20 protein-coding genes are annotated in these 22,267 nt (G+C 63.6%); 7 read left to right on the top strand and 13 right to left on the bottom strand.

All coding sequences use genetic code 11. The annotated features are described in order from the left end of the window. Positions 1-126 precede the first annotated feature (126 nt). Positions 127-615 (top strand): SH3 domain-containing protein, encoded by a 489-nt coding sequence (locus AAFN55_RS02720; protein WP_347800160.1) that lies wholly within the window; start codon positions 127-129, stop codon positions 613-615. Positions 616-641: 26 nt separating this feature from the next. On the opposite strand, the gene irrA is transcribed toward AAFN55_RS02720, so the two are convergent. Then, positions 642-1,031: an iron response transcriptional regulator IrrA gene (irrA, locus tag AAFN55_RS02715; RefSeq protein ID WP_347800159.1), complete on the bottom strand. Its 390-nt coding sequence runs from the start codon at positions 1,029-1,031 to the stop codon at positions 642-644. Between the two features lie 265 nt (positions 1,032-1,296). On the opposite strand from irrA, the gene fabA reads away from it, so the two are divergent. The 4 genes from fabA to AAFN55_RS02695 all read left to right on the top strand — a co-directional run bounded on the left by fabA (position 1,297) and on the right by AAFN55_RS02695 (position 5,547). Next, positions 1,297-1,812 carry a 3-hydroxyacyl-[acyl-carrier-protein] dehydratase FabA gene (gene fabA / locus AAFN55_RS02710; protein WP_347797348.1) on the top strand — a complete coding sequence of 172 codons (516 nt, stop codon included), beginning with the start codon at positions 1,297-1,299 and terminating at the stop codon, positions 1,810-1,812. A gap of 63 nt (positions 1,813-1,875) precedes the next feature. Beyond that, a complete protein-coding gene (gene fabB, locus AAFN55_RS02705; protein WP_347797347.1) occupies positions 1,876-3,096 on the top strand; it encodes a beta-ketoacyl-ACP synthase I in 1,221 nt (406 codons plus the stop codon). Positions 3,097-3,112: 16 nt separating this feature from the next. Next, positions 3,113-3,919, top strand: a complete 807-nt coding sequence (gene fabI / locus AAFN55_RS02700) for an enoyl-ACP reductase FabI (RefSeq protein ID WP_347797346.1) — start codon at positions 3,113-3,115, stop codon at positions 3,917-3,919. A gap of 95 nt (positions 3,920-4,014) precedes the next feature. After that, positions 4,015-5,547 carry a bifunctional diguanylate cyclase/phosphodiesterase gene (locus tag AAFN55_RS02695; RefSeq protein ID WP_347797345.1) on the top strand — a complete coding sequence of 511 codons (1,533 nt, stop codon included), beginning with the start codon at positions 4,015-4,017 and terminating at the stop codon, positions 5,545-5,547. 10 nt (positions 5,548-5,557) lie between these two features. Here AAFN55_RS02695 and AAFN55_RS02690 read toward each other — a convergent pair whose 3' ends face one another. Next, a complete protein-coding gene (locus tag AAFN55_RS02690) occupies positions 5,558-6,580 on the bottom strand; it encodes a class I SAM-dependent methyltransferase (RefSeq protein WP_347797344.1) in 1,023 nt (340 codons plus the stop codon). 226 nt (positions 6,581-6,806) lie between these two features. Between AAFN55_RS02690 and AAFN55_RS02685 the strand changes: the two genes are divergently transcribed. Both AAFN55_RS02685 and AAFN55_RS02680 read left to right on the top strand, forming a co-directional pair. After that, positions 6,807-7,097, top strand: coding sequence for a metalloregulator ArsR/SmtB family transcription factor (locus tag AAFN55_RS02685; RefSeq protein ID WP_347797343.1), 291 nt, complete (start codon positions 6,807-6,809; stop codon positions 7,095-7,097). Between the two features lie 36 nt (positions 7,098-7,133). Beyond that, a complete protein-coding gene (locus tag AAFN55_RS02680; protein ID WP_347797342.1) occupies positions 7,134-8,249 on the top strand; it encodes an alkene reductase in 1,116 nt (371 codons plus the stop codon). 221 nt (positions 8,250-8,470) lie between these two features. On the opposite strand, the gene pnp is transcribed toward AAFN55_RS02680, so the two are convergent. From pnp to rimP, 11 genes are all read right to left on the bottom strand, one after another. After that, positions 8,471-10,621 carry a polyribonucleotide nucleotidyltransferase gene (pnp, locus tag AAFN55_RS02675; protein WP_347797341.1) on the bottom strand — a complete coding sequence of 717 codons (2,151 nt, stop codon included), beginning with the start codon at positions 10,619-10,621 and terminating at the stop codon, positions 8,471-8,473. A gap of 307 nt (positions 10,622-10,928) precedes the next feature. Next, a complete protein-coding gene (gene rpsO / locus AAFN55_RS02670) occupies positions 10,929-11,198 on the bottom strand; it encodes a 30S ribosomal protein S15 (protein ID WP_347797340.1) in 270 nt (89 codons plus the stop codon). Between the two features lie 160 nt (positions 11,199-11,358). After that, positions 11,359-13,089, bottom strand: coding sequence for a sensor histidine kinase (locus AAFN55_RS02665; protein ID WP_347797339.1), 1,731 nt, complete (start codon positions 13,087-13,089; stop codon positions 11,359-11,361). 78 nt (positions 13,090-13,167) lie between these two features. After that, positions 13,168-14,244 carry a magnesium/cobalt transporter CorA gene (gene corA, locus AAFN55_RS02660; RefSeq protein WP_347797338.1) on the bottom strand — a complete coding sequence of 359 codons (1,077 nt, stop codon included), beginning with the start codon at positions 14,242-14,244 and terminating at the stop codon, positions 13,168-13,170. An 87-nt stretch (positions 14,245-14,331) separates the two neighbouring features. Further along, positions 14,332-15,321 (bottom strand): tRNA pseudouridine(55) synthase TruB, encoded by a 990-nt coding sequence (gene truB / locus AAFN55_RS02655; protein ID WP_347797337.1) that lies wholly within the window; start codon positions 15,319-15,321, stop codon positions 14,332-14,334. Next, positions 15,321-15,734, bottom strand: a complete 414-nt coding sequence (rbfA, locus tag AAFN55_RS02650) for a 30S ribosome-binding factor RbfA (protein WP_347797336.1) — start codon at positions 15,732-15,734, stop codon at positions 15,321-15,323. The genes truB and rbfA overlap by 1 nt, the downstream gene beginning before the upstream one ends. Before the next feature lie 48 nt (positions 15,735-15,782). Next, positions 15,783-16,394, bottom strand: coding sequence for a YcxB family protein (locus AAFN55_RS02645; RefSeq protein WP_347797335.1), 612 nt, complete (start codon positions 16,392-16,394; stop codon positions 15,783-15,785). Positions 16,395-16,508: 114 nt separating this feature from the next. Then, positions 16,509-19,070: a translation initiation factor IF-2 gene (gene infB / locus AAFN55_RS02640; protein WP_347797334.1), complete on the bottom strand. Its 2,562-nt coding sequence runs from the start codon at positions 19,068-19,070 to the stop codon at positions 16,509-16,511. After that, entirely contained in the window at positions 19,067-19,717 is a 651-nt protein-coding gene (locus AAFN55_RS02635) for an RNA-binding protein (RefSeq protein ID WP_347800158.1), read from the bottom strand. The genes infB and AAFN55_RS02635 overlap by 4 nt, the downstream gene beginning before the upstream one ends. A gap of 33 nt (positions 19,718-19,750) precedes the next feature. Then, positions 19,751-21,352 carry a transcription termination factor NusA gene (nusA, locus tag AAFN55_RS02630; RefSeq protein WP_347797333.1) on the bottom strand — a complete coding sequence of 534 codons (1,602 nt, stop codon included), beginning with the start codon at positions 21,350-21,352 and terminating at the stop codon, positions 19,751-19,753. Between the two features lie 48 nt (positions 21,353-21,400). Next, positions 21,401-22,051, bottom strand: coding sequence for a ribosome maturation factor RimP (gene rimP, locus AAFN55_RS02625; protein WP_347800157.1), 651 nt, complete (start codon positions 22,049-22,051; stop codon positions 21,401-21,403). Between the last annotated feature and the right edge of the window lie 216 nt (positions 22,052-22,267).

The following is a 22,267-nucleotide window of genomic DNA, read 5'->3' as shown; positions in this document are numbered from 1 at the left end:
GGGCCGCCCGATGAGGTCACCGGGGCCGGGTTCGTCAGGTAATCGTGGGTTGGAAAAATGGGCTCTCGCGTCACGTCGCGGAAATCATCGACTGGAATTCTGGCAGCGGCTGGTCTCGCCGCCCTGATGCTGTGCGCGCCGACAGGCGCAGCCTACGCGCAATCCGCGAGCATGGGACCAAGCGGATTGCCCTTGCCGCGCTTCGTCAGCCTCAAATCCGGCAAGGTCAATCTGCGGATCGGCCCCGGCCTCAACTATCCCGTCGAATGGATGTACATGAAGGCCGGCGTGCCGATGGAAATCATCCAGGAGTACGACAATTGGCGCCGTGTTCGCGACGCGGAAGGCGCGGAAGGCTGGATCAACCAGTCGCTGCTTTCAGGCCGCCGCACCGCTGTGGCAGCACCCTGGCAGCAAGGCAAGGAAAGCGAGCTCCTGCTGCGCGCGCAGCCCGACACGACGTCGCGCATCGTAGCCAGGCTCGAACCGGGCGTCATCGGATCGATCAGCGTCTGCAACGGTCAATGGTGCGAGATGGAATTTGCCGGCCATCGCGGGTGGATGAGCCAGACGCAGATCTGGGGCGCGTATCCGGGCGAAACCTACAAGGATTGATGCGGGGGCCGCGCCTGGCGCGCTGACTACCGCGCTTTCGGGCGAAGACGAACGACGATATCGACGTTCGCGATTTCCATGCCTTCCGGAGGCTCGGGCAGGTTGTGGACCGTCACCATGCCGGTATCGATGTCCATCACGCGATTTTCGCCTTCGATGAAGAAGTGATGGTGATCGGACGTGTTGGTGTCGAAATAGGTTTTCGACCCTTCCACCGCGAGGATGCGGAGCAGGCCGGCTTCGGTGAACTGGTGGAGCGTGTTGTAGACGGTCGCGAGCGACACGGCGACGCCGGCCACAAGCGCCTCTTCGTGCAGCTCTTCGGCCGACAGATGCCTGTCACCCTTGGCAAACAGCAGATCCGCCAAAGCCACGCGCTGACGCGTCGGACGAAGGCCGGCCGCCCGGACCCGCATTTCGACTTCTTCGCCCAGTGTGTCGCAAGCCTGCGTCAAACGCTGCTTTCCCTTCGCTTCATCGTACCGAATTGCGAATTCATTCGCATCGCCACCATCTCAACATATATTCTGTACCTGATACGCGATCAATAGCGGCACATTGACCCTCGTCGGGCGGCGCGCTAGAGCCGTTCGCGGTTTCCAGTCTGAAACGGACTGTGATAGTTGGGAGCCACGACAGGCGATCCGACAGGCCGTCGACGAGCAAGGGACGGGAGTGACGATGTTCGAACAGAAATCGAGCTACGACTACGAGGAACTGCTGGCATGCGGCAGGGGAGAGCTTTTCGGCCCCGGCAACGCACAGCTACCCGCGCCGCCCATGCTCATGTTCGATCGCATCACCGACATCAGCGAGACGGGCGGCGAATTCGACAAGGGCTATATCCGCGCCGAACTCGACATCAAGCCCGACCTCTGGTTCTTCCCGTGCCATTTCATCGGCAACCCGATCATGCCGGGATGCCTGGGCCTCGACGCCATGTGGCAGATGACCGGCTTCTATCTCGGCTGGCTCGGCCTTCCGGGCAAGGGCATGGCGCTCTCCACCGGCGAAGTGAAGTTCAAGGGCATGGTCACGCCTTCGGTCAAGAAGGTCGAGTACGGCATCGATTTCAAGCGCGTGATGCGCGGCCGCCTCGTCCTCGGCACGGCTGACGGCTGGCTGAAGGCGGACGGCGAACAGATCTATACGGCGACCGACCTGCGCGTCGGCCTGTCCAAGCAGGAAGCCGCCTGAAGCAAACCTTCCGGAACCAGCCGCGACCGCAGCATGTGCGGCGCGCAGCGAAAGGACCCTCATATGAGACGTGTCGTCGTCACGGGACTGGGCATCGTATCCTCGATCGGCAATAACGCCGACGAGGTGCAGGCATCGCTCCGCGATGCCAAGTCCGGCATCACATTCTCCAACGATTTCGCCGAGCACGGCTTCCGGTGCCAGGTCTGGGGCGCGCCGACGCTCGACCCGACCGAACTCGTGGATCGCCGCGCGATGCGCTTCCTGCACAAGGGCGGCGCGTGGAACCATGTGGCCATGCAGCAGGCGATCGCGTCCGCCGGCCTCGAGGACGGTGACATCACCAACGAGCGCACCGGCATCATCATGGGGTCGGGCGGCCCGTCGACCAAGACGATCGTCGAAGCCGCCGAAATCACCGAAAAGAACAACAGCCCCAAGCGCATCGGGCCGTTCGCGGTGCCGAAGGCGATGTCGTCGACCGCATCGGCAACGCTGGCGACTTCGTTCAAGATTCACGGCGTGAACTATTCGATCTCGTCGGCCTGCTCGACGTCGGCGCACTGCATCGGCAACGCCTACGAGCTTATCCAGTGGGGCAAGCAGGACATCATCTTCGCCGGCGGCCACGAAGACCTCGACTGGACGATGTCGAACCTGTTCGACGCGATGGGCGCGATGTCGTCCAAGTATAACGATACGCCATCCGTCGCCTCGCGCGCCTACGACGTCAACCGCGACGGCTTCGTGATCGCCGGCGGCGCCGGCGTTCTGGTTCTGGAAGAACTGGAGCATGCCAAGGCACGCGGCGCGACGATCTATGCCGAAGTGACCGGCTACGGCGCGACGTCGGACGGCTACGACATGGTGGCGCCGTCGGGCGAAGGCGCGATCCGCTGCATGCGCCAGGCACTCTCCACCGTCACCGGCGACGTCGACTACATCAACACGCACGGCACATCGACGCCTGTCGGCGATTCCAAGGAAATGGGCGCGATCCGCGAAGTGTTCGGGACCAAGATGCCGCATATCGCATCGACCAAGTCGCTGACCGGGCACTCGCTGGGTGCTGCCGGCGTCCAGGAATCGATCTATTCGATCCTGATGATGCAGGCCGGCTTTATCGGCGAAAGCGCGCATATCGAGGAGTTCGACCCCGAATTCGAAGGCATGCCGGTCGTGCGCAAGCGCATCGACAATGCCAAGATCGACACGGTCCTGTCGAACTCGTTCGGCTTTGGCGGCACCAACGCGACGCTGGTCTTCCAGCGCTATCAGAACTAGGGCGGGACGGCTTCGCATGGACGGGCTGATGAAGGGCAAGCGCGGCCTCGTGATGGGCGTCGCGAACGATCATTCGATCGCCTGGGGCATCGCCAAGCAGCTTGCAGATCACGGCGCCGAACTGGCCTTCACCTATCAGGGCGACGCGTTCGGCCGCCGCGTAAAGCCGCTGGCCGAGCAGGTCGGCGCGAAGCTCGTGCTGCCCTGCGATGTGGAAGACACTGCCACGGTGATCGAAACCTTCGATGCGCTGAAATCCGAATGGGGCGGGCTCGACTTCATCGTTCACGCCATCGGTTTTTCGGATCGCAACGAGCTCAAGGGCCTCTATGCCGACACCACGCGCGAGAATTTCGTGCGCACGATGGTGATCTCGTGCTTCTCCTTCACCGAAGTGGCGAAGCACGCGGCCCCGCTGATGACGAATGGCGGCTCGATGATCACGCTGACCTATGCCGGGTCGGTCCGCGTCATGCCGAACTACAATGTGATGGGCGTGGCGAAGGCAGGGCTCGAGGCCAGCGTGCGCTACCTCGCGAACGATTACGGCCCGCGCGGCATTCGCGTGAATGGCCTTTCCGCCGGTCCCGTACGGACGCTGGCGGGCGCCGGCATCTCCGATGCGCGGCTGATGTATTCCTACCAGCAGCGCAATTCGCCGCTGCGCCGGACCGTATCGTCGGAAGAGGTCGGCCGCTCCGCGCTCTACCTCCTGTCGGACCTGTCATCCGGCGTGACCGGCGAAATCCACTATGTCGATTCGGGCTATCACATCGTGTCGATGCCCACGCTGGACGAGTTGAAGCGCACCGACGAGGGTTAAACTGACGCTTGCGTCATTTCACCAATTGTAACGACCGGTAGAAACGGTTCTTAAGGAACCTGCGATATATCATGCCAGGGTTGAAGGACGCTGGCATGGACAACAAGACCAATCCGACACGGAGCACCACCTTCCGGCTGATCACGATCGCCGCGTCGGGACTGGGCAGCTTCATGCTCGGACTGTGGGGACTGAAGCTCGGTTACGGCAGCCATGTCGCAGGCCTTCCGTCGGAAGTCGTCGGTGGTGCGCTGGCAGCACTCTGCGCACTTGCGGCGTCGCTCGCGGCGATGTCGTTCTTCGCCGGCGTCGACGAATCCGTCAGCTACGTCTATCAGGAAACGCAGGTCGACAAGCTCACCGGCCTGCATGCGCGGACCGCGATGATCGGCAAGATCGCCGAGGCCGCATCGGCAACGATCCGCAATGGCGAGCCGGTCTTCCTGATCGACATCGATATCGACCGCTTCAAGCAGGTCAACGATTCCATCGGCTACAGCCAGGGCGACCAGCTCATCCGCGCCTTCGCCAGGCGCCTTCGCGAAATTCTCCCGGACACGGTGGAAATGGGCCGTATCGGGGCCGGCGAGTTCGCCGTGCTCATCCACGACACGCCGGATATGGGCCCTGTCGACACGCTGGTGGAGTATCTGATGGAAAAGCTGATGCAGCCCTATCAGCTCCCGTCGCACCTGCAATCCATCAACCTCTCGGTCGGCATCGTCGCGATGCCGAAGGACGGGATCGACCCGGTGGTGCTGTTGCGCAAGTCCAACCTCGCGCTTCAGCATGCGCGCGCCGGCGGCATCGGCAACTGGTCGGTGTTCCATGCCGAGATGGGCAAGGTGGCCGAGTATCGCCAGTGGATCGAATCCGAGCTCCACCTCGCTTTCAAGCGCGGCGATTTCGACCTGCACTACCAGCCGCAATTCGACCTGCCGAGCGGCAGGATCGTCGGCTATGAGGCGCTGGTGCGCTGGAAGCACCCCGAGCGCGGCATGATCCCGCCGACGGAGTTCGTGCCGATCGCCGAGGAGACCGGCATGATCGGGCCGATCGGCGAGTGGGTGCTGCACAAGGCCTGCTCGGATGCGCGGCTCCTGCCGCAGGACTGCTTCGTCGCCGTGAACATTTCGCCCGTGCAGTTCATGACCAAGGATTTCCTGGCCATGGTGCGCAACGTGATCGACGTGACCGGCATCGACCCCAAGCGCCTCGAACTCGAAGTGACCGAGACCGCGATGATGCAGGATCGCGGCCGCGCCGCGCACATCCTGGACGAACTCGCGCGCATGGGCATCTCGGTGGCCGTCGACGATTTCGGGACGGGCTATTCCAACCTCAGCTACCTTATCGACTTCTCGTTCAAGAAGCTGAAGATCGACCAGTCCTTCGTGCAGCGGCTGGAGACGGACGCGAATTCAGGGGCTGTCGTCTCGACCATCGTCGGCCTGTCGCGGGCGCTGGGTGTACATACGATCGCCGAGGGTGTCGAGACCGAGAACCAGGTGACGCTGCTGCGCGCTGCCGGCTGCGAGGTCGTGCAGGGCTATCTGTATGGCCGGCCCGGTCCGATCGGATCGAAAGTACCGCGATCGAAGCCGCTGCAAAAGATCGCCATGCACTGACGCCCGCGCGTCATCGCACCGCCCACAACACCTTGAAACGCTCGTTGCGTGACACCTCACCATGGCGCGCGAAACCTGCCTGCAACATGGGCTCGTACATCAGCGTCCGGTTCGCGACCATGAACAGCCGCCCACCCGGCTTGAGCGCGGCGGACGCGGCGCGGATCATGCCCTCGCCGATCGTCGGCTCGGCCGCCCTGCCCTGGTGGAAGGGCGGGTTCATCACCAGAAGATCGTAGCGGCGCTCGACCTTCTCAGCCAGAAGATCGCACCAGTGGACGGTCGCCTGCGTATCCGGCGCGAGAGCGGCGAGGTTCGCCTTCGACGCTTCGCAGGCGATATGGCTTGCCTCGTAGAGGTCGATGGAGGCGACGGTCGGTGCATGCCTTGCCAGCATGACCGACAGATAGCCCCAGCCGGCGCCGAAATCGGCCGCGGCACCTTTCAGGCCTTGCGGCAGGTTCTCGATCAGGAATTCCGAGCCGGGATCGATCCGGTCATGCGAGAAGGCGCCGGGCTGCGCAGAAAAGCCGCCCTCGATCGACGAGGCTGGGTTGGCGGCGCGCAGGGTGTCGATGACCTGCGCGGGCAAAGCAGGCGCGACGAGCCAGAAGACCACGCCATGGTTCTTCGACGCGTGGTCCTCGATCTCGACCAGCGCCGCGATGCGTTTGCGCAGGCTCGCCGCGCCTTCCGTCCTGCCGCCGGCCACGACGATGCGTCCACCGGCGCGCACGCGCTCCAGCGCGTCGGCTATCCAGAGTTCGTTCTGGCCCCTGTGCCGGCCGCAAAAGACCAGTACGAGGTCATAGGCATCGCCCTGCGCCACCGGCGTGACAGCGAAGCGGGCCGCTTCCAGCGCACGAAATGCGGGACGGAAATCCTGAACCAGCGAGAGCACGGCATCGAAGCCGGACGGCGCACGAAAATCCGCGGGCGCATTGATGACGAGCGCGCGCTCCCCGGTCTGCGGCTCGTCGAGAATCCCCGTGTCGAACGGGTGGAACAGCGTCTTCAACGAACCATCAGTCACGCAGGGCGTCCTCTCGCGTCAAACCGGCACGCAACGCGCCGGATTGTGCGTCTTTCATGCTCGAAGCGCCAAGGTCAAGCTTTGTGCCGCCAATGGGGTCACGTTCCCCGTAACCCAGGGATAAACGCAATCGTATTGCCCGAGAACACGGTCGCGTGAAACCCGGTTGTTTTCATATCGCCATGTGACGATATATAAATCGCCGTTGTTCGATAAGAGACACGAGATGGACAAGGACATCACCCTGAAGGCCATGGCCCACCCGGTTCGCCGCGACATGCTGTCGTGGCTGAAAGAGCCGGAGGTCCATTTCGGCGGTCAGGAACATCCGCTGGAAATGGGCGTTTGCGCCGGGCAGTTCGCGCGCTGCGGGCTGTCGCAATCGACCATCTCAGCCCATCTCGCCGCCCTGTCAGGGGCCGATCTGGTCACGGCGCGCCGCGTCGGCCAGTGGGTCTTCTACAAGCGCAACGAGGAGACGATCGCCGCCATGCGATCGTTCCTGAACGACCTCTGATTTCGCCTTCCCTTCCCAGAAACAAGAAAGATCCCCATGGCCACGATTTTCGATCCCGTCACAGTTGGTGATTTGTCGCTTCAGAACCGCTTCGCGATGGCGCCGCTGACGCGCAACCGCTCGCCCGGCGCGAAGCCCACCGAGCTTTCGGTAACGTACTACACGCAGCGCGCGACCGCCGGCATGCTGATCACCGAAGCGACTGCGATCTCGCATCAGGGACAGGGTTATGCGGACGTGCCCGGCCTTTATGGCGCGGAGCAGCTCGCGGCGTGGCGCACGGTCACCGATGCGGTCCATGAGGCTGGCGGAAAAATCGTCACCCAGCTCTGGCATGTCGGCCGCATCTCGCACGATTCGCTGCAGCCCGGCGGCGGCAAGCCGGTCGCGCCGTCTGCCCTGCGCGCCAAGTCGAAGACCTACCTGATCTCCGCAGACGGGACGGGCTCGTTTGCCGAAACGTCCGAGCCGCGCGCGCTCAAGCGCGAGGAACTGCCGGGCATCGTCGCCGACTACCACCGCGCGTCGAAAGCCGCCGTGGAAGAAGCCGGCTTCGACGGCGTCGAGATTCACGCGGCCAACGGCTATCTGGTGGACCAGTTCCTGCGCTCGGGCAGCAACCACCGCACCGACGAGTATGGCGGGTCGATCGAGAACCGCGCGCGCTTCCTGTTCGAGGTTGTCGAAGCGGTCGTGTCGGCTGCCGGCGCCGGTCGCGTCGGCATCCGCCTGTCGCCGGTCACGCCTGCGAACGATGCTTCCGACCCCGATCCGCAACCGCTCTTCGACTATGTCGCGAGCAAGCTCGCGGCCTACGGATTGGCCTATATCCACGTCATCGAAGGGGCGACCGGAGGCGACCGCGAGTTCCAGCAGGGCGGCAAGCCGTTCGACTACGCGCAGTTCAAGGCCGCCTACCGCGACGCCGGCGGCAAGGGCGCATGGATCGTGAACAATGGCTACGACCAGAAGCTCGCCGAGGAAGCGATCGAGAGCGGACGCGCCGATCTCGTCGCCTTCGGCAAGCTCTTCATCGCCAATCCCGATCTCGTCCGCCGTTTCGAGGAAGGCCTGCCGCTGAACGCGCCGCAGAAGGAAACCTTCTATGGCGGCGGCGCGAAGGGGCTCATCGACTATCCCTTCGCGGCTTAAATCTTTACCAAACACCCCCTCCACCGCCTTCGGCGGTCCCCCTCCCCCGTAAACGGAGGAGGATCCACGCTGCGGCCGTCCGCGACCGTAGATCCTCCCCTGCAAAGCGGGGGAGGGGGACCATGCAAAGCATCGTGGAGGGGGTGTTTCACTCCGACCCAAACGAAAAAAGGGCGCCACCTTTCGGTCGCGCCCTTCTTTAATTGCTATCGCTCAGGCGATCAGGCGTCGGCTTCTTCCGCGTCCGCGCTCTTCTTGTCGCGGGCGAGTTCCTTGCCGGTTTCCTGATCAACGACCTTCATCGACAGGCGGACCTTGCCGCGCTCGTCGAAGCCCATCAGCTTGACCCAGACCTTCTGGCCTTCCTTGACGACGTCGGTGGTCTTCTGGACGCGGTCGGCGGCGAGCTGCGAGATGTGGACCAGACCGTCCTTCGGGCCGAAAAAGTTCACGAAAGCGCCGAAATCGGCGGTCTTGACGACCGTGCCTTCGTAAATCTCGCCGACTTCCGGCTCGGCCACGATCGTGTGAATCCACTTCTTCGCCGCCTCGATTTCCTTGGCGTTCGAAGACGCGATCTTGACCGTGCCGTCGTCCTCGATGTTGATCTTGGCGCCGGTCTTTTCCACGATTTCGCGGATGACCTTGCCGCCCGATCCGATGACGTCGCGGATCTTGTCGGTCGGGATTTGCATGACCTCGATGCGCGGTGCGAACTCGCCGAGCTCCGAACGGCCCTCGGTGATCGCCTTCGACATCTCGACCAGGATGTGCTCGCGGCCGCCCTTGGCCTGCTCGAGCGCGACCTTCATGATTTCCTCGGTGATGCCGGAAATCTTGATGTCCATCTGGAGCGAGGTGATGCCGGCCGTGGTGCCCGCGACCTTGAAGTCCATGTCGCCGAGGTGATCTTCATCACCCAAGATGTCGGAGAGAACCGCGAAGCGCTCGCCTTCCTTGATGAGGCCCATGGCGATGCCCGCAACCGGCTTGGTCAGCGGAACGCCCGCATCCATCAGAGCCAGCGAGGTGCCGCAGACGGTTGCCATCGAGGACGAGCCGTTCGACTCGGTGATCTCGGAGACGACGCGCAGCGTGTAGGGGAACTGCTCCTTTTCCGGCAGAACCGGGTGCACGGCGCGCCATGCGAGCTTGCCGTGGCCGATCTCGCGACGGCCGGGCGACCCCATGCGGCCGGTCTCGCCCACCGAATAGGGCGGGAAGTTGTAGTGAAGGAGGAAGGTCTCCTTGTAGGTGCCGGTCAGCGCGTCGATGAACTGCTCGTCCTCGCCGGTGCCGAGCGTGGCGACGACGATCGCCTGCGTCTCACCGCGGGTGAACAGCGCCGAGCCGTGGGTGCGCGGCAGGATGCCGACTTCCGACACGATCGGGCGAACGGTCGACAGGTCGCGGCCGTCGATGCGGCTGCCGGTGTCGAGGATGTTCCAGCGGACGATCTTCGCCTGCAGGTCTTTGAACACCGTGCCGACCTGCTCCGAGGTCCACTTCGGGGTCTCGCCTTCGGCGGGTGCGAAATGCGCCTTGACCTTGGCCTTCACCGCGTCGACCGCAGCATAACGCTCGGCCTTCTGGGTGTTCTTGTAGGCTTCGCGCAGCTCGCCCTCGACCAGCTTCAGCATCTCTGCCTCGAGCTCGTCATAGGTCGGAGAGGTGAAGTCGCGCGGCTCCTTGGCGGCAACTTCGGCGAGCTGGATGATCGCGTCGATGACCGGCTGGAAGCCCTTGTGGCCGAACATGACGGCGCCGAGCATGATCTCTTCGTCGAGTTCCTGAGCTTCGGACTCGACCATGAGAACGGCATCGCCCGTACCGGCGACGATGAGGTCGAGCTTCGACTCCGGCATCTCGTCGAGGTGCGGGTTCAGGACGTATTCGCCATTGATATAGCCGACGCGCGCGCCGCCGATCGGACCCATGAAGGGCACGCCGGAAAGCGTCAGCGCAGCCGAAGTGGCGACGATGGCGAGGATGTCGGGATCGTTCTCCAGGTCATGCTGGACGACGGTGACGACGATCTGCGTGTCGTTCTTGTAGCCATCGGCGAAGAGCGGGCGGATCGGGCGATCGATGAGGCGCGACGTCAGCGTCTCCTTCTCGCTCGGACGGCCTTCGCGCTTGAAGAAGCCGCCGGGGATCTTGCCGGCCGCGAAGGTCTTTTCCTGGTAGTTGACGGTCAGCGGGAAGAAATCGAGGCCCGGCTTCGGTTCCTTCATGGAAACGACGGTCGCGAGCACGACGGTCTCGCCGTAGGTCGCGAGCACCGCGCCGTCAGCCTGGCGTGCGATCTTGCCGGTTTCCAGAATGAGCGGACGGCCGCCCCACTCGATTTCCACTTTGTGATGATTGAACATGTCTTGTCCTTCAATGCGAGAACCGTTCATGCCGCTGCGCGGCACGAAACCGTGTTCTCTGGCTTCGTTGCAGGACGAGCCACGGGCAAGACAACGGGACGCTTTGGGGTCGGGCATCTATGGGACGATGCTCTGGTCGGGGCGGCGGCAATCCGCCTAAAGCGCCCTGCAATCCTGCCCCATGACTGTGTCCTGAGGCGGCTCCGGCACTGTGCCTTTCCATGTCGCGGAGCCAGGCGGGCTACATTGCGGCAGCCCAATATGCGCGACCGGCGGGACCCTTTCGGATGCCCGCCGGTCAAACTTCTTAACGGCGCAGACCGAGCTTCTCGATCAACGTCTGGTAGCGGCCTTCATCCTTGCGCTTGAGATAGTCAAGCAGGCTGCGGCGCTGGGAGACGAGGGCGAGCAGACCACGGCGGGAATGGTTATCCTTCTTGTGGTCCTTGAAGTGATCGGTCAGGTTCTTGATGCGTTCGGAGAGGATCGCGACCTGGACCTCCGGAGAACCGGTGTCGCCCTTCTGTGTCGCGAATTCCTTCATCAAATCCTGTTTACGCTCTGCGGTGATCGACATCGCGCTTTTCCTTTCTGTTTTTTAGGAAACGGGTCGCCCACAGCCGGGATGTCGTCCAGCAGGGGCCGGTGAACAGTCGCTCGAGAGCGAATGTTGCGCGGCATATAGGGCAAAACGCCCGCCAATACCAGCGAATTCCGCGAGGCCGGGCAACCACCCGTCAAGCGGCGGCGTCCTCGACGCCGGCGTCGGCGAGATCGGGTTCGAGCCGGTGCAGCGGCATGGTGAACCGATACTCCAGTCCGTCGCGATGAACCGTGCGCTCGATGCCCGCTTCCAGCGTGCCACCCAGCATGCGCTCGATGACTTCGGTGCCGAAGCCGCGTGTTTCGGTGCGCTTGCGCAATCGCGGCACGGTCTCGCGCCAGACCAGTTCGAGGTTTTCACCCTTGTGCTTCCAAGCGACGCCGAGCTTGCCGTTCGAGTGCGCAAACGCGCCGTACTTGGCCGCGTTGGTCGCCATTTCGTGCAGCGCGAGGCCAAGCGTCTGCGCGGCCTGGTTCGACAGCCGAAACTGCGGGCCGGCAACGTTCAGGCGCGAGGCGTCGCCCGGGCTGAACGGTTCGATCTGTGTGATCACGAGTTCGCGGAGCTCGACGCCCGCTACACCACCCGCGATCAGCAGGTCGGTGGACCGCGCGAGGCCATGGACGCGCTTCTGGAAGGCATCCTGGAAGGCCGCGAAGGTGCGCGCGTAGCGAGCCGTCTGCTTGGCGATCGAGGAGACGACCGTGAGTTGGTTCTTCGACCGATGGGCAACTTCGCGCATCAGGAAGCGGATTTCGTTCTCCGCCGCCTGCCGGTCCTTCGATGCCTGAGCCAGTGCAAAGGACACCGTCGCGATCTCGCCGACGGGATACTCCACCGCCTCGATATCCTCGCCCGCGCCGAGACGCCTGGCGTCGCGCGCAAGCCGCCGGATCGGGTTGGTGATCTGGCGGCCGAGAATCCACGCCAGCACGGCACCCAGCGCGATGATCGCCAGCCCGCCGAGCGCCAGGACACGCAGCGAACGCGACATCGGGGCCTGCACGACATCGGTCGGCGCCCAGACGATCGTCTTCCAGCCACTCATCGAGGACGACGATCGGATCGTCTCATAGCCGCGGTTCTCGAAGCGGACGGTCGTGCGGACCGTGGTGGTGGTCGCGCTCTGGTCGTCGGCCAGGAAGAATGGCTTCCCGATGTCCGAGCCCATGAAGGACGAGGCGAGTACCGTGCCCTGGCGATCCACCAGCACGGCATTCCAGCCGCCGCGCAGGTTCTGGCTCGACAGCGATTCCGACAGCCGTTCCGCATCCTGCGTCAGGATCAGGGCCGCCACCGGCCCGGGTGCATCGGCAAGCGGCCGGACGACATTGAAGACCCATTTCTGCGCGGTCTCGCCATAAAAGGCGTTGGAAATCGCGGGGTCTCCGGTGAGAAGGGCACGGCGCACCGTTTCCTGATCGGCGACCGGCTCAAGAACCGTGCCGTAAGCCACGCGCGTGTTGAAAAGCTGATTCGCATTCTCGTCGACGGCGATCAGATACGCGCCCGTGCCCTCAAGCGCTTCGTCCGCCCTTCGATAGAAATCGCCGAGGTTGCTGCGTTCGAAGGCGCGCGACGTCTCCAGCACGCGCAACGTCGTCATCATGCCGTTCAACTGGCGATCGACGGTTTCCGATATCGAGCCGGCGGTCGCCTCGGCCAGCGTCGTCACCACTTCCTGCTGGGCCTGATTGTTGCGCTGAAGCAGGACCACCGCGAAAACCAGCGACGGAATGATGATCGCCGCCATCAGGAGCGCCAGGATCGCCCCGATCGATATCTGGCCGTGCCGGGCGCGTGCCGTGCGACGGTCCTCTTTCACGACGGTAGCGTCGCGATCCTGCGTAGTCTCAGTCGTCACCAATTCATCGACCATCCCGCACGGCGGCGCCGGTCAGAAGACCGGTCGGTGCAGCCATTGATTTGCAGCGATAACCGCTCACAGCCACTTTTTCCAGCGGAAGTAGAGCGCCAGCATCATGCCCACGACGGCCATGCTGAGCAGCGCGAGCGGATAGCCGTAATAGGCCGACAATTCCGGCATATTCCACGGCGACGCGGACGTATCGAAGTTCATGCCCCAGACACCCGCCAGGAACGTCAGCGGAATGAAGATGGTCGATACGATGGTCAAAACCTTCATTACTTCGTTCATGCGGGTGGAAATGCTGGAGAGGTAGAGGTCCAGCAGGCCGGATGTGAGTTCGCGATATGTCTCCACGATGTCGATGAGTTGCACCGCGTGGTCGTATGTGTCGCGCAGGTACAGATTGACTGCGGCAGGAACAAGGTCGAAATCCTCGCGCGTCATGGTTGCCAGCATCTCGCGCGTCGGCCACAGCGCCCGTTTCACCACGAGCATTTCACGCTTCAGTTCGTGAAGCTGGGCAACATCGTTCGGCTTGGGATCGCGTGTGACCTCATCCTCCAGGGTCTCCAGCCGATCGCCGATGCTCTCCAGAAGCGGGAAATAGGCGTCGATCACGGTGTCGATGATCGCATAGGCGAGGTAGGGCGCGCCGCCACGGCGCATGCGGCCCTGCGGAGCCGGCAGCCGGCGGCGAATGGGATCGAGGCAGTCCTCGGGTCGCTCCTGGAAGGTCACCACATGCAGGCGGTCGAACAGGATCGCCAGTTGCTCCTTCGAGGCGACGTCGTTGCCGCTCATCATGTGCATGAACACCAGCGCATGCTCGCCATAAATATCGACCTTGGGGCGCTGGCCGGTGTTGTGGATGTCCTCCAACGCCAGAGGCGTTATCGAGAAGATGCGCGCGAGTTCGCTGAGCATGTCGAGGTCGCTCAGGCCGACGACATCGAGCCAGAGCCGCTTTCCGGACGCTATGCCGTCCTCGACATCCGCGATGGTCGCCCGCGGAATCTCCTCGACCGCATCGTCATCGATGAGGGTAAGCCGAAGCGTGGTGGGCGAGGCTTTCTCATCAGGAATAAGCGTGCCCGGCGGCGTACCCACCGGGGCGCGACGGCGCGACACCAAGCCCGACGAAGCAGTCATGGACGGGGTTCCCTGCATGCGATCACGCGACAATGCCCGCAAGCGGCGCGGCTCGCCAGAGAAAATATGCGAAAAATATGAGTGCGATCAGCCCGCGAAGACCCGCTTCGGCTTGAACATGCCGGCCTCGATCGCGCCGATCGCGACCAGCTTGCCGCGCGCGAAGGCACAGGCCTCCTCGGCTTCGACGGGGGCGTCGCGGCCGCGCACGATGACGGGATTTCCGAGCCTGATCTTGGCGGCGGTATCGTCCGTCACCACGACCTGGGGCAGGCAGTCGAGGGCTGCACCGGTATCCACCAGAAGCGCGTCGATCGCCTTCCACTGGTCGGGACCGGGACGCCTGCCCGGCTGCTGCCCCGCCTCGCCTTCCACCACCTCGGGAGGCGGCATCGCTGCCTCGATCGCGGCTTCGATTTCCTCCAGCGTGACAAGATCATCAGCCGTGAACGGGTCGACTTCGGTGCGGCGCAGATAGGAAATATGGCCGAAACAGCCGAGTTCGCGGCCGATATCGCGGGCGAGCGAGCGGACATAGGTGCCCTTGCCGCATTCGATCTCGAAGATCGTCGAGCCGTCATCCTGCATCTCGATCAGATCGAAACGCCCGATCTCGACCTCGCGAGCCGGGATTTCGAACGTCCCGCCATCGCGAGCCAGATCGTAGGCGCGTTCACCGGCGATCTTGATGGCCGAGAACTGCGGCGGAACCTGCATGATGACGCCGGTGTATTTCGGCAGAAGCGCGCGGATCGCGGCCTCGTCGGGCCTGTCGTCCGACGAGTGCGTGACGTCGCCCTCGAGATCGTCGGTGGAGCGTTCCTGACCCCAGGTCACGGTAAAGCGATAGACTTTCGCGCCGTCCTGCACGTAAGGCACGGTCTTGGTGGCCTCACCCAGCGCGATCGGCAGCATGCCGGATGCCAGCGGATCGAGCGTGCCGGCATGGCCGGCCTTTTCAGCGCCGTAGAGCCATTTGATCTTGGACACCGCGTCGGTGGAACCCATGCCGTGCGGCTTGTCGAGCACCAGCCAGCCCGAAACCGGGCGGCCCTTCTTCTTGCGAGGACGGGACATCAGTCTTCTTTCTCGCCATCATCATCGAGGTCGCGCGCGACTTCGGGCGAGCGCAGCAAATCGTCGATCTTGGCCATGTTGTCGTAGCTGGTATCGAGCCGGAAGCGGAACTCCGGCATGTATTTCATCTGGCGAAGCGCGCCGGACACGCGACCGCGAATGAACTTCGCATTCTGCGCAAGCGCCTTGATGATCGCCTGATCATCCTTTGCCCCGAGCGGTGCGACGAACGCCGTCGCGATCTTGAGATCGGGCGACATACGCACCTCCGAGATCGAGATCACGGTCGCCTCGATCACGTCGTCGCGCACCTCGCCGCGCTGGAGCACGTCCGCAAGCGCATGACGCACCTGTTCGCCGACGCGAAGCTGGCGCTGGGAGGGGCCTGCCGCCGAGGCAGCTCGTTTGTTCATGCCGAAATCCTGTCGTTCAAATCCTGACCATCCGGGTCGCGAAAACCGCTAATATTGGGGCGTCACGTTGCCGGCGATCCTGGGAGGAAACACCGGCGCGCTTCCGGTCCATTCTTCTATACGGGTGCGGAATTCCACGACTTCTTCATCGGAAAAAGTCCGCTTCGGCCAGACCTGGGCGTAGTAGTTCGAAATCCAGAAATAAAACAGCCGGTCGTCTTCCTCAAGCGCATGAAAGCTCTCCCAATCGGCTGTCCAGGTGTGACCTTTCATGACCATGGTGACGCCGCGACGGTCCGCCTCGGCGGAAATCGGTATCCCGATTGTCCCGCGTTTCTCGAGGAACCCGCGCCAAAACCCCAAAATCACACGGGCTGCGAAGCCGTAGCACAACCAGCCGAGCAACAATCCGCCGACCAGAAACGCAGACGCGACAAGCAGGAACGTCACGATGTCGCCGCTTCTGTACCATTGGTAGGCGTAGATCAGCCCGGCGAAAACGGCGATCACGCCAACGCTGCAGACAAAAGGCAAACGCCGCAGGGGCGTGATGCGCGCATATTTGGTCTGCAGGTGATCCTCGACGTCAAGCTCGAAGTCCTTCGCGAACCTGACGTCGTCTTTCGTCTGCCAGATACGCGGGACACCCGAACCGGACATGCCATCACCTGTCTTCGTTGGCCTGCCTTGGCCTGGAAGAACCCGCGCGCCGCCCCCGCGAGAGCAACGCCACGGTTTCTCGATTCCTCAGACCATTCGCGCCCGCGCTCGGTCTTAGAGCGAACGCTTGACCATCTCGACGCGGAACGCCTCGATGACATCGCCCTGGCGCATGTCCTCGTAGTTGGCGAATGCCATGCCGCACTCCTGGCCGACTGGCACTTCGGACACTTCGTCCTTGAAGCGCTTGAGGGTCTTGAGCGTGCCTTCGTGGATGACGACGTCGTCGCGGATGAGGCGAACGCCCGCGCCACGCTCCATCTTGCCTTCCGTGACACGGCAACCGGCGACCTTGCCGACCTTCGTGATGTTGAACACTTCGAGGATCTCGGCATTGCCGATGAAGGTCTCGCGGCGTTCCGGCGACAGCAGGCCGGACATGGCGGATTTGATGTCGTCCACCAGGTCGTAGATGATGTTGTAGTAGCGGATCTCGATGCCGGCAGCTTCCGAAGCCGCGCGCGCCTGCTTGTTGGCGCGAACGTTGAAGCCGATGATCGCCGCGTTGGAGGTCTCGGCGAGCGAGACGTCGCTTTCGGTGATCGCACCCGCGCCCGAATGGACGATGCGTGCGCGCACCTCGTCGGTGCCGAGCTTGTCGAGCGCCGTGACGATGGCTTCGATCGAACCCTGCACGTCGCCCTTGATGACGAGCGGGAACTCCTTGAGCCCCGACGACTGGAGCTGCGACATCATCTGCTCGAGCGAGCCGCGCTGGCCGGCCTGGCGTGCGACAGCCTTCTCGCGGGCGAGACGCTGACGGTACTCGGAAATCTCGCGAGCCCGCGCATCGTTTTCGACGACCGCGAAACGATCACCCGCCTGAGGCGTGCCCTGAAGACCCAGAACCTCGACCGGCATCGCCGGACCGGCTTCCTTGATCTGCTCGCCACGATCGTTGATCAGCGCGCGGACACGGCCCGACTCGTTGCCGGCGACGAGAATGTCACCCGGCTTGAGCGTACCGGTCTGCACCAGCACGGTCGCGACAGGACCACGGCCCTTGTCGAGCTTGGCTTCGATGACGACGCCTTCGGCGGTACGATCCGGGTTTGCCTTCAGGTCGAGGATTTCGGCCTGAAGCAGGATCGCTTCGAGCAGCTTGTCGAGATTGGTGCCCTTGGTCGCGGAGACCTCGACGTCGAGGACCTCACCACCCAGGGACTCGACGAACACCTCGTGCTGGAGGAGCTGCGTGCGAACCTTCTGGGCGTCGGCCTGCGGCTTGTCGATCTTGTTGATCGCCACGATGATCGGAACTCCCGCAGCCTTCGCATGGCTGATGGATTCGATCGTCTGCGGCATGACGCTGTCGTCGGCCGCGACCACGAGGATCGCGATGTCCGTCGCTTGCGCGCCACGGGCACGCATCTGCGTGAAGGCGGCGTGGCCCGGCGTATCGATGAAGGTGATCTTCTGGCCGTTCTTCTCGACCTGATAGGCACCGATATGCTGGGTGATGCCGCCTGACTCGCCGGCGACCACATTGGCGTTGCGGATCGCGTCGAGCAGCGAGGTCTTGCCGTGATCGACGTGGCCCATGATCGTGACGACCGGCGGACGCGACTTCAGATCGCCTTCCTGGTCGACGATGTTGAACAGGCCTTCCTCGATGTCGGACTCCGCGATGCGGCGAACCGTGTGGCCGAATTCCGACGCGACCAGCTCAGCCGTATCGGCATCGATCAGGTCGCCCGGCTTCATGATCTGGCCCTGCTTCATGAAATACTTCACCACGTCCACGGCACGCTCGGCCATGCGGCTGGCGAGATCCTGGATGGTGATCGTCTCGGGCAGAACCACTTCGCGCACGATCTTCTCGCGCGCTTCCTGCTGCATGCCGCGCTTGAACTTCTCCTGGCGGCGACGCATCGACGACAGCGAACGGCCGCGCTTGGCATCGTCGTCCGACAGTGCGGTGGTCAGCGTCAGCTTGCCGCGACGGCGATCGTCCTCGGCCTTCTTGACCGGCTTGGGAGCGGCGACCTCGGGCTTGATCGGGCCACGCTTGATCGGGCTGCCGCTGCGCGGCTTTGCTTCTTCCTCCTCCTCGGCGACAGCCACGGTCTCGGTGGCAGGCGCACGACGGCGTGCTTCTTCCTCAGCGCGGCGGCGCGCTTCGGCCTCGGCCTGGAGCCGGGCTTCCTCTTCGGCCTGACGGCGTGCGGATTCCTCACGCTCGCGCTGACGGCGTTCGTCTTCCTCGGCGCGACGCTTCGCGTCTTCGGCGGCGCGCTTGCGCTCCTCGACTTCACGAACCTTGGAATCCTGCAACGCGCGGCGGCGTGCGTCCATCTCGTCGGACGACAGCTCGTTCAGGACCATGCCCGAACGTTCCGGCGCGACGGGGCGCGGCGGCGGGGGCGGCGCAGTGGGAGCCGCCAGCGGAGCCTGCGGCGTGCGCGGCTTGAGCGTGACAGCAGGCTGCGGCGTCTCCGGCTTGTCGCCGGGCAGCGAAAACTTGCGCTTCTTCGTTTCGACGACGACCGCCTTGGTGCGTCCGTGCGAGAAATTCTGGCGCACGGTACCCTGTTCCGCTCCGGGCCGCTTCAGCGTCAGCGTCTTCTTCGTGCTCACGCTCAGCGTCTTGTCGTCACCCGATTTCGTATCGCTCATTCCATATCCTCTGCGGCGTCATCATGATCGCCGGTTGCCGCAACCACTATCCGGTCTTCGGGGGAACCGCCCCTGTATCGGTCAAGCGCCACCATGCGCTTAAGCACCGCCTTGCCCGTATCACCGGCGAGCACGGCTGCATGTATCACATTTGCCCCACCCAATGCCAAACCCATTTCGGCCTCCGAAAAGAGATTGTAGGCGGGGATGGAAGGCCCTTCCTGATAGACGACCGCACGACGGGCCTGCTCGATCTTTCGAACCCCGTCAGGCGATGCTTCGGCTGCGTGAAGCACCAGAACGGCTTTGCCGGAGCGCACCGCGCCCTCGACCTTCGCGGCCCCCAAAGCCACCTGCCCGGCCTTTCTGGCCAGGCCCAGCGAACCGAGCGCCGAACGTACGAGAAGCCCGTCGACCATCGCACCAAGGTCGGCAGGCAGGGTTACCTTCGTCTTGAATGCCCGCGAGAACAGGTTCTTGCGAGCGGCCTCATCGACGTGGAGCCGATCAGCCGTTACCCAGCATCCGCGCCCGGGGAGCTGCCGCTTGAGGTCGGGAACGACGGACATGTCGGGCCCCGCCACAAAGCGCAGCAAGCCTTCCGGCTCGCCCGCCTGGCGCGTCACTATACATGTGCGTTCGTTCATCTCGTTCAAGTGCTACTCCGTCCGGACGCACGATCATGCTCCGGCCGCTTCCTCTTCAGCCTGCTCTTCGGTCTCGTCGACCAGGTCTTCCTCGGTGATCCAGCCCATCTTCATGCGGGCCGCCACGACCATCTGCTCGGCTTCGGCCCGGGAGATGTTGAAATCGGCCAGGACGCCGGGGAAGAACTTCGTCTCGCCGTCCTTGCGCTCTTTCCAGCCGACGAGGTCGTCGACCGCGTAGCCGGCGAAATCCTCGGTGGATTTCACGCCGTCCTCGCCGAGCGCGACCATCATGGCCGTGGTCACGCCGGGGAGCTCGCGAAGTTCGTCCAGCACGCCCAGCTCGGTGCGCTTGGCATCGTGCTCGGCTTCGATCTTGTCGAGATATTCGCGCGCGCGCATCTGGATCTCGGAGGCGGTGTCGTCGTCGAACCCGTCGATCGACGCGATCTCCTCGGACTCGACATAGGCCACTTCCTCGACCGAGGTGAAGCCTTCCGATGCCAGAACCTGGCCGACCATCTCGTCGACGTTGAGCGCGTCCATGAACAGGCCCGAGCGCTCGACAAATTCCTTCTGGCGGCGCTGCGACTCTTCTTCCTCGGTGAGGATGTCGATGTCCCAGCCGGTGAGCTGGGATGCGAGGCGGACGTTCTGGCCGCGACGGCCGATGGCCAGCGAGAGCTGGTCGTCGGGAACCACGACCTCGATGCGCTCTGCATCCTCGTCAAGCACCACCTTGGCGACTTCTGCCGGCTGCAATGCGTTGACGATAAAGGCGGCCGCGTCCTGGCTCCACGGGATGATGTCGATCTTCTCGCCCTGCAACTCGCCAACCACGGCCTGAACACGCGAACCGCGCATGCCGACGCAGGCGCCGACCGGATCGATCGAGGAATCGCGGCTGATCACCGCGATCTTGGCGCGCGAACCGGGGTCGCGGGCGACCGACTTGATCTCGATGATGCCGTCATAGATTTCCGGCACTTCCATGGTGAACAGCTTCGCCATGAACTGCGGATGCGTCCGCGACAGGAAAATCTGCGGGCCGCGCTGCTCGCGGCGCACGTCGTAGACATAGGCGCGGACGCGGTCGCCATAGTTGTAGTTCTCGCGCGGGATCAGTTCATCGCGGCGGATGATCGCCTCGCCACGGCCGAGGTCGACGACCACGTTGCCGTATTCGACGCGCTTGACGGTGCCGTTGACGATCTCGCCGACGCGATCCTTGTACTCGTCATACTGACGGTCACGCTCGGCCTCGCGTACCTTCTGTACGATGACCTGCTTGGCAGACTGGGCTGCGATGCGGCCGAAATCCATCGGAGGAAGCTGCTCGGCGATGAAGTCGCCGACCTGGGCATCCGGGTTGCGGGTGCGCGCATCGACGATCGAAATCTCGCGGGCATACTCCTCGACGGTCTCGACGACTTCGAGCAGGCGCTGCAGCTTCATCTCGCCGGTGGTCGGGTTGATGTCAGCGCGGATGTTGGTCTCCTGACCGTAGCGCGAGCGCGCGGCCTTCTGGATCGCGTCGGCCATCGCTGCGAGGACGATCTGCTTGTCGATCGACTTTTCGCGCGCGACCGCATCGGCGATCTGCAAGAGTTCCAGCCTGTTTGCACTGACTGCCATTTTCGTCTCCTCGGGGCATGTCCGCCTGTTGTCCGGCGGGTGCTCGTATCAATTGTCGTTGTCTGGCTCACGCACGCCGGTATCGGCGTCGCCTTCATCGGTCTCGTCTTCATCGGTCTCGTCGTCGTCCTCGAGACCGCGCTTCTTCTTGGCGTCCTTGTCCCGCTTGAGCGTTTCGCGAATCAGCTCATCCGTGAGAATGAGCCGCGCATCCGCGATCGCATCGTAGGGCACGCGAACGGTGGGCTCGTCGCCGTAGCTCGCCTGGTCGCGCTCGATCAGGACGTCGTCCTCGGTCGTCTCCGCGATACGGCCGCGAAACCGCTTACGCTCGGCGACCATCACGGCGGTTTCCATCTTGATCAGATGGCCCTTGGCGGCCTCGAAATCGGACTTGCGCACCAGCGGGCGATCGATGCCGGGCGACGAGACTTCGAGATGATACGCCTTGTCGAGCGGATCTTCCACGTCGAGCACCGGCGAAACCGCACGGCTCACTTCCTCGCAATCCTCGACGGTCATCGTGCCGTCGAGCCGCTCGGCCATGATCTGCAACGTCATGCCGTTCTGAGCCGACACGCGGACGCGCACCAGCCTGAAGCCGATCGCCGCCAGCACCGGCTGGATGATCATCGCCACGCGCGCATCGACACCCGTCTCGCGGATAATGCGGTCGTCAGCGGTTTGAAGGTCTGCCATCTCGGAAGCCACCAGGTCTCCTTGCGGTCGGAGGCTAACAAAAAAGAGCGGGACCGGGTGGACCCACTCTTCGCCATACCGACCAAGAATTTGAAGCTGATATAGACGAGACACGATCGCTTATCAAGGTCCGTGGCGGACCTGCGCTGTGGAGCGCTTTCCGCTTTGCTCTCACGGCGCCGTCTTGATAGCGTTCGCGGCGCTGCGCACGGACCC

Source organism: Mesorhizobium sp. CAU 1732, assembly GCF_039888675.1.
GTDB lineage: Bacteria > Pseudomonadota > Alphaproteobacteria > Rhizobiales > Rhizobiaceae > Aerobium.
This window is presented reverse-complemented; position numbering and strand designations above follow the sequence as displayed.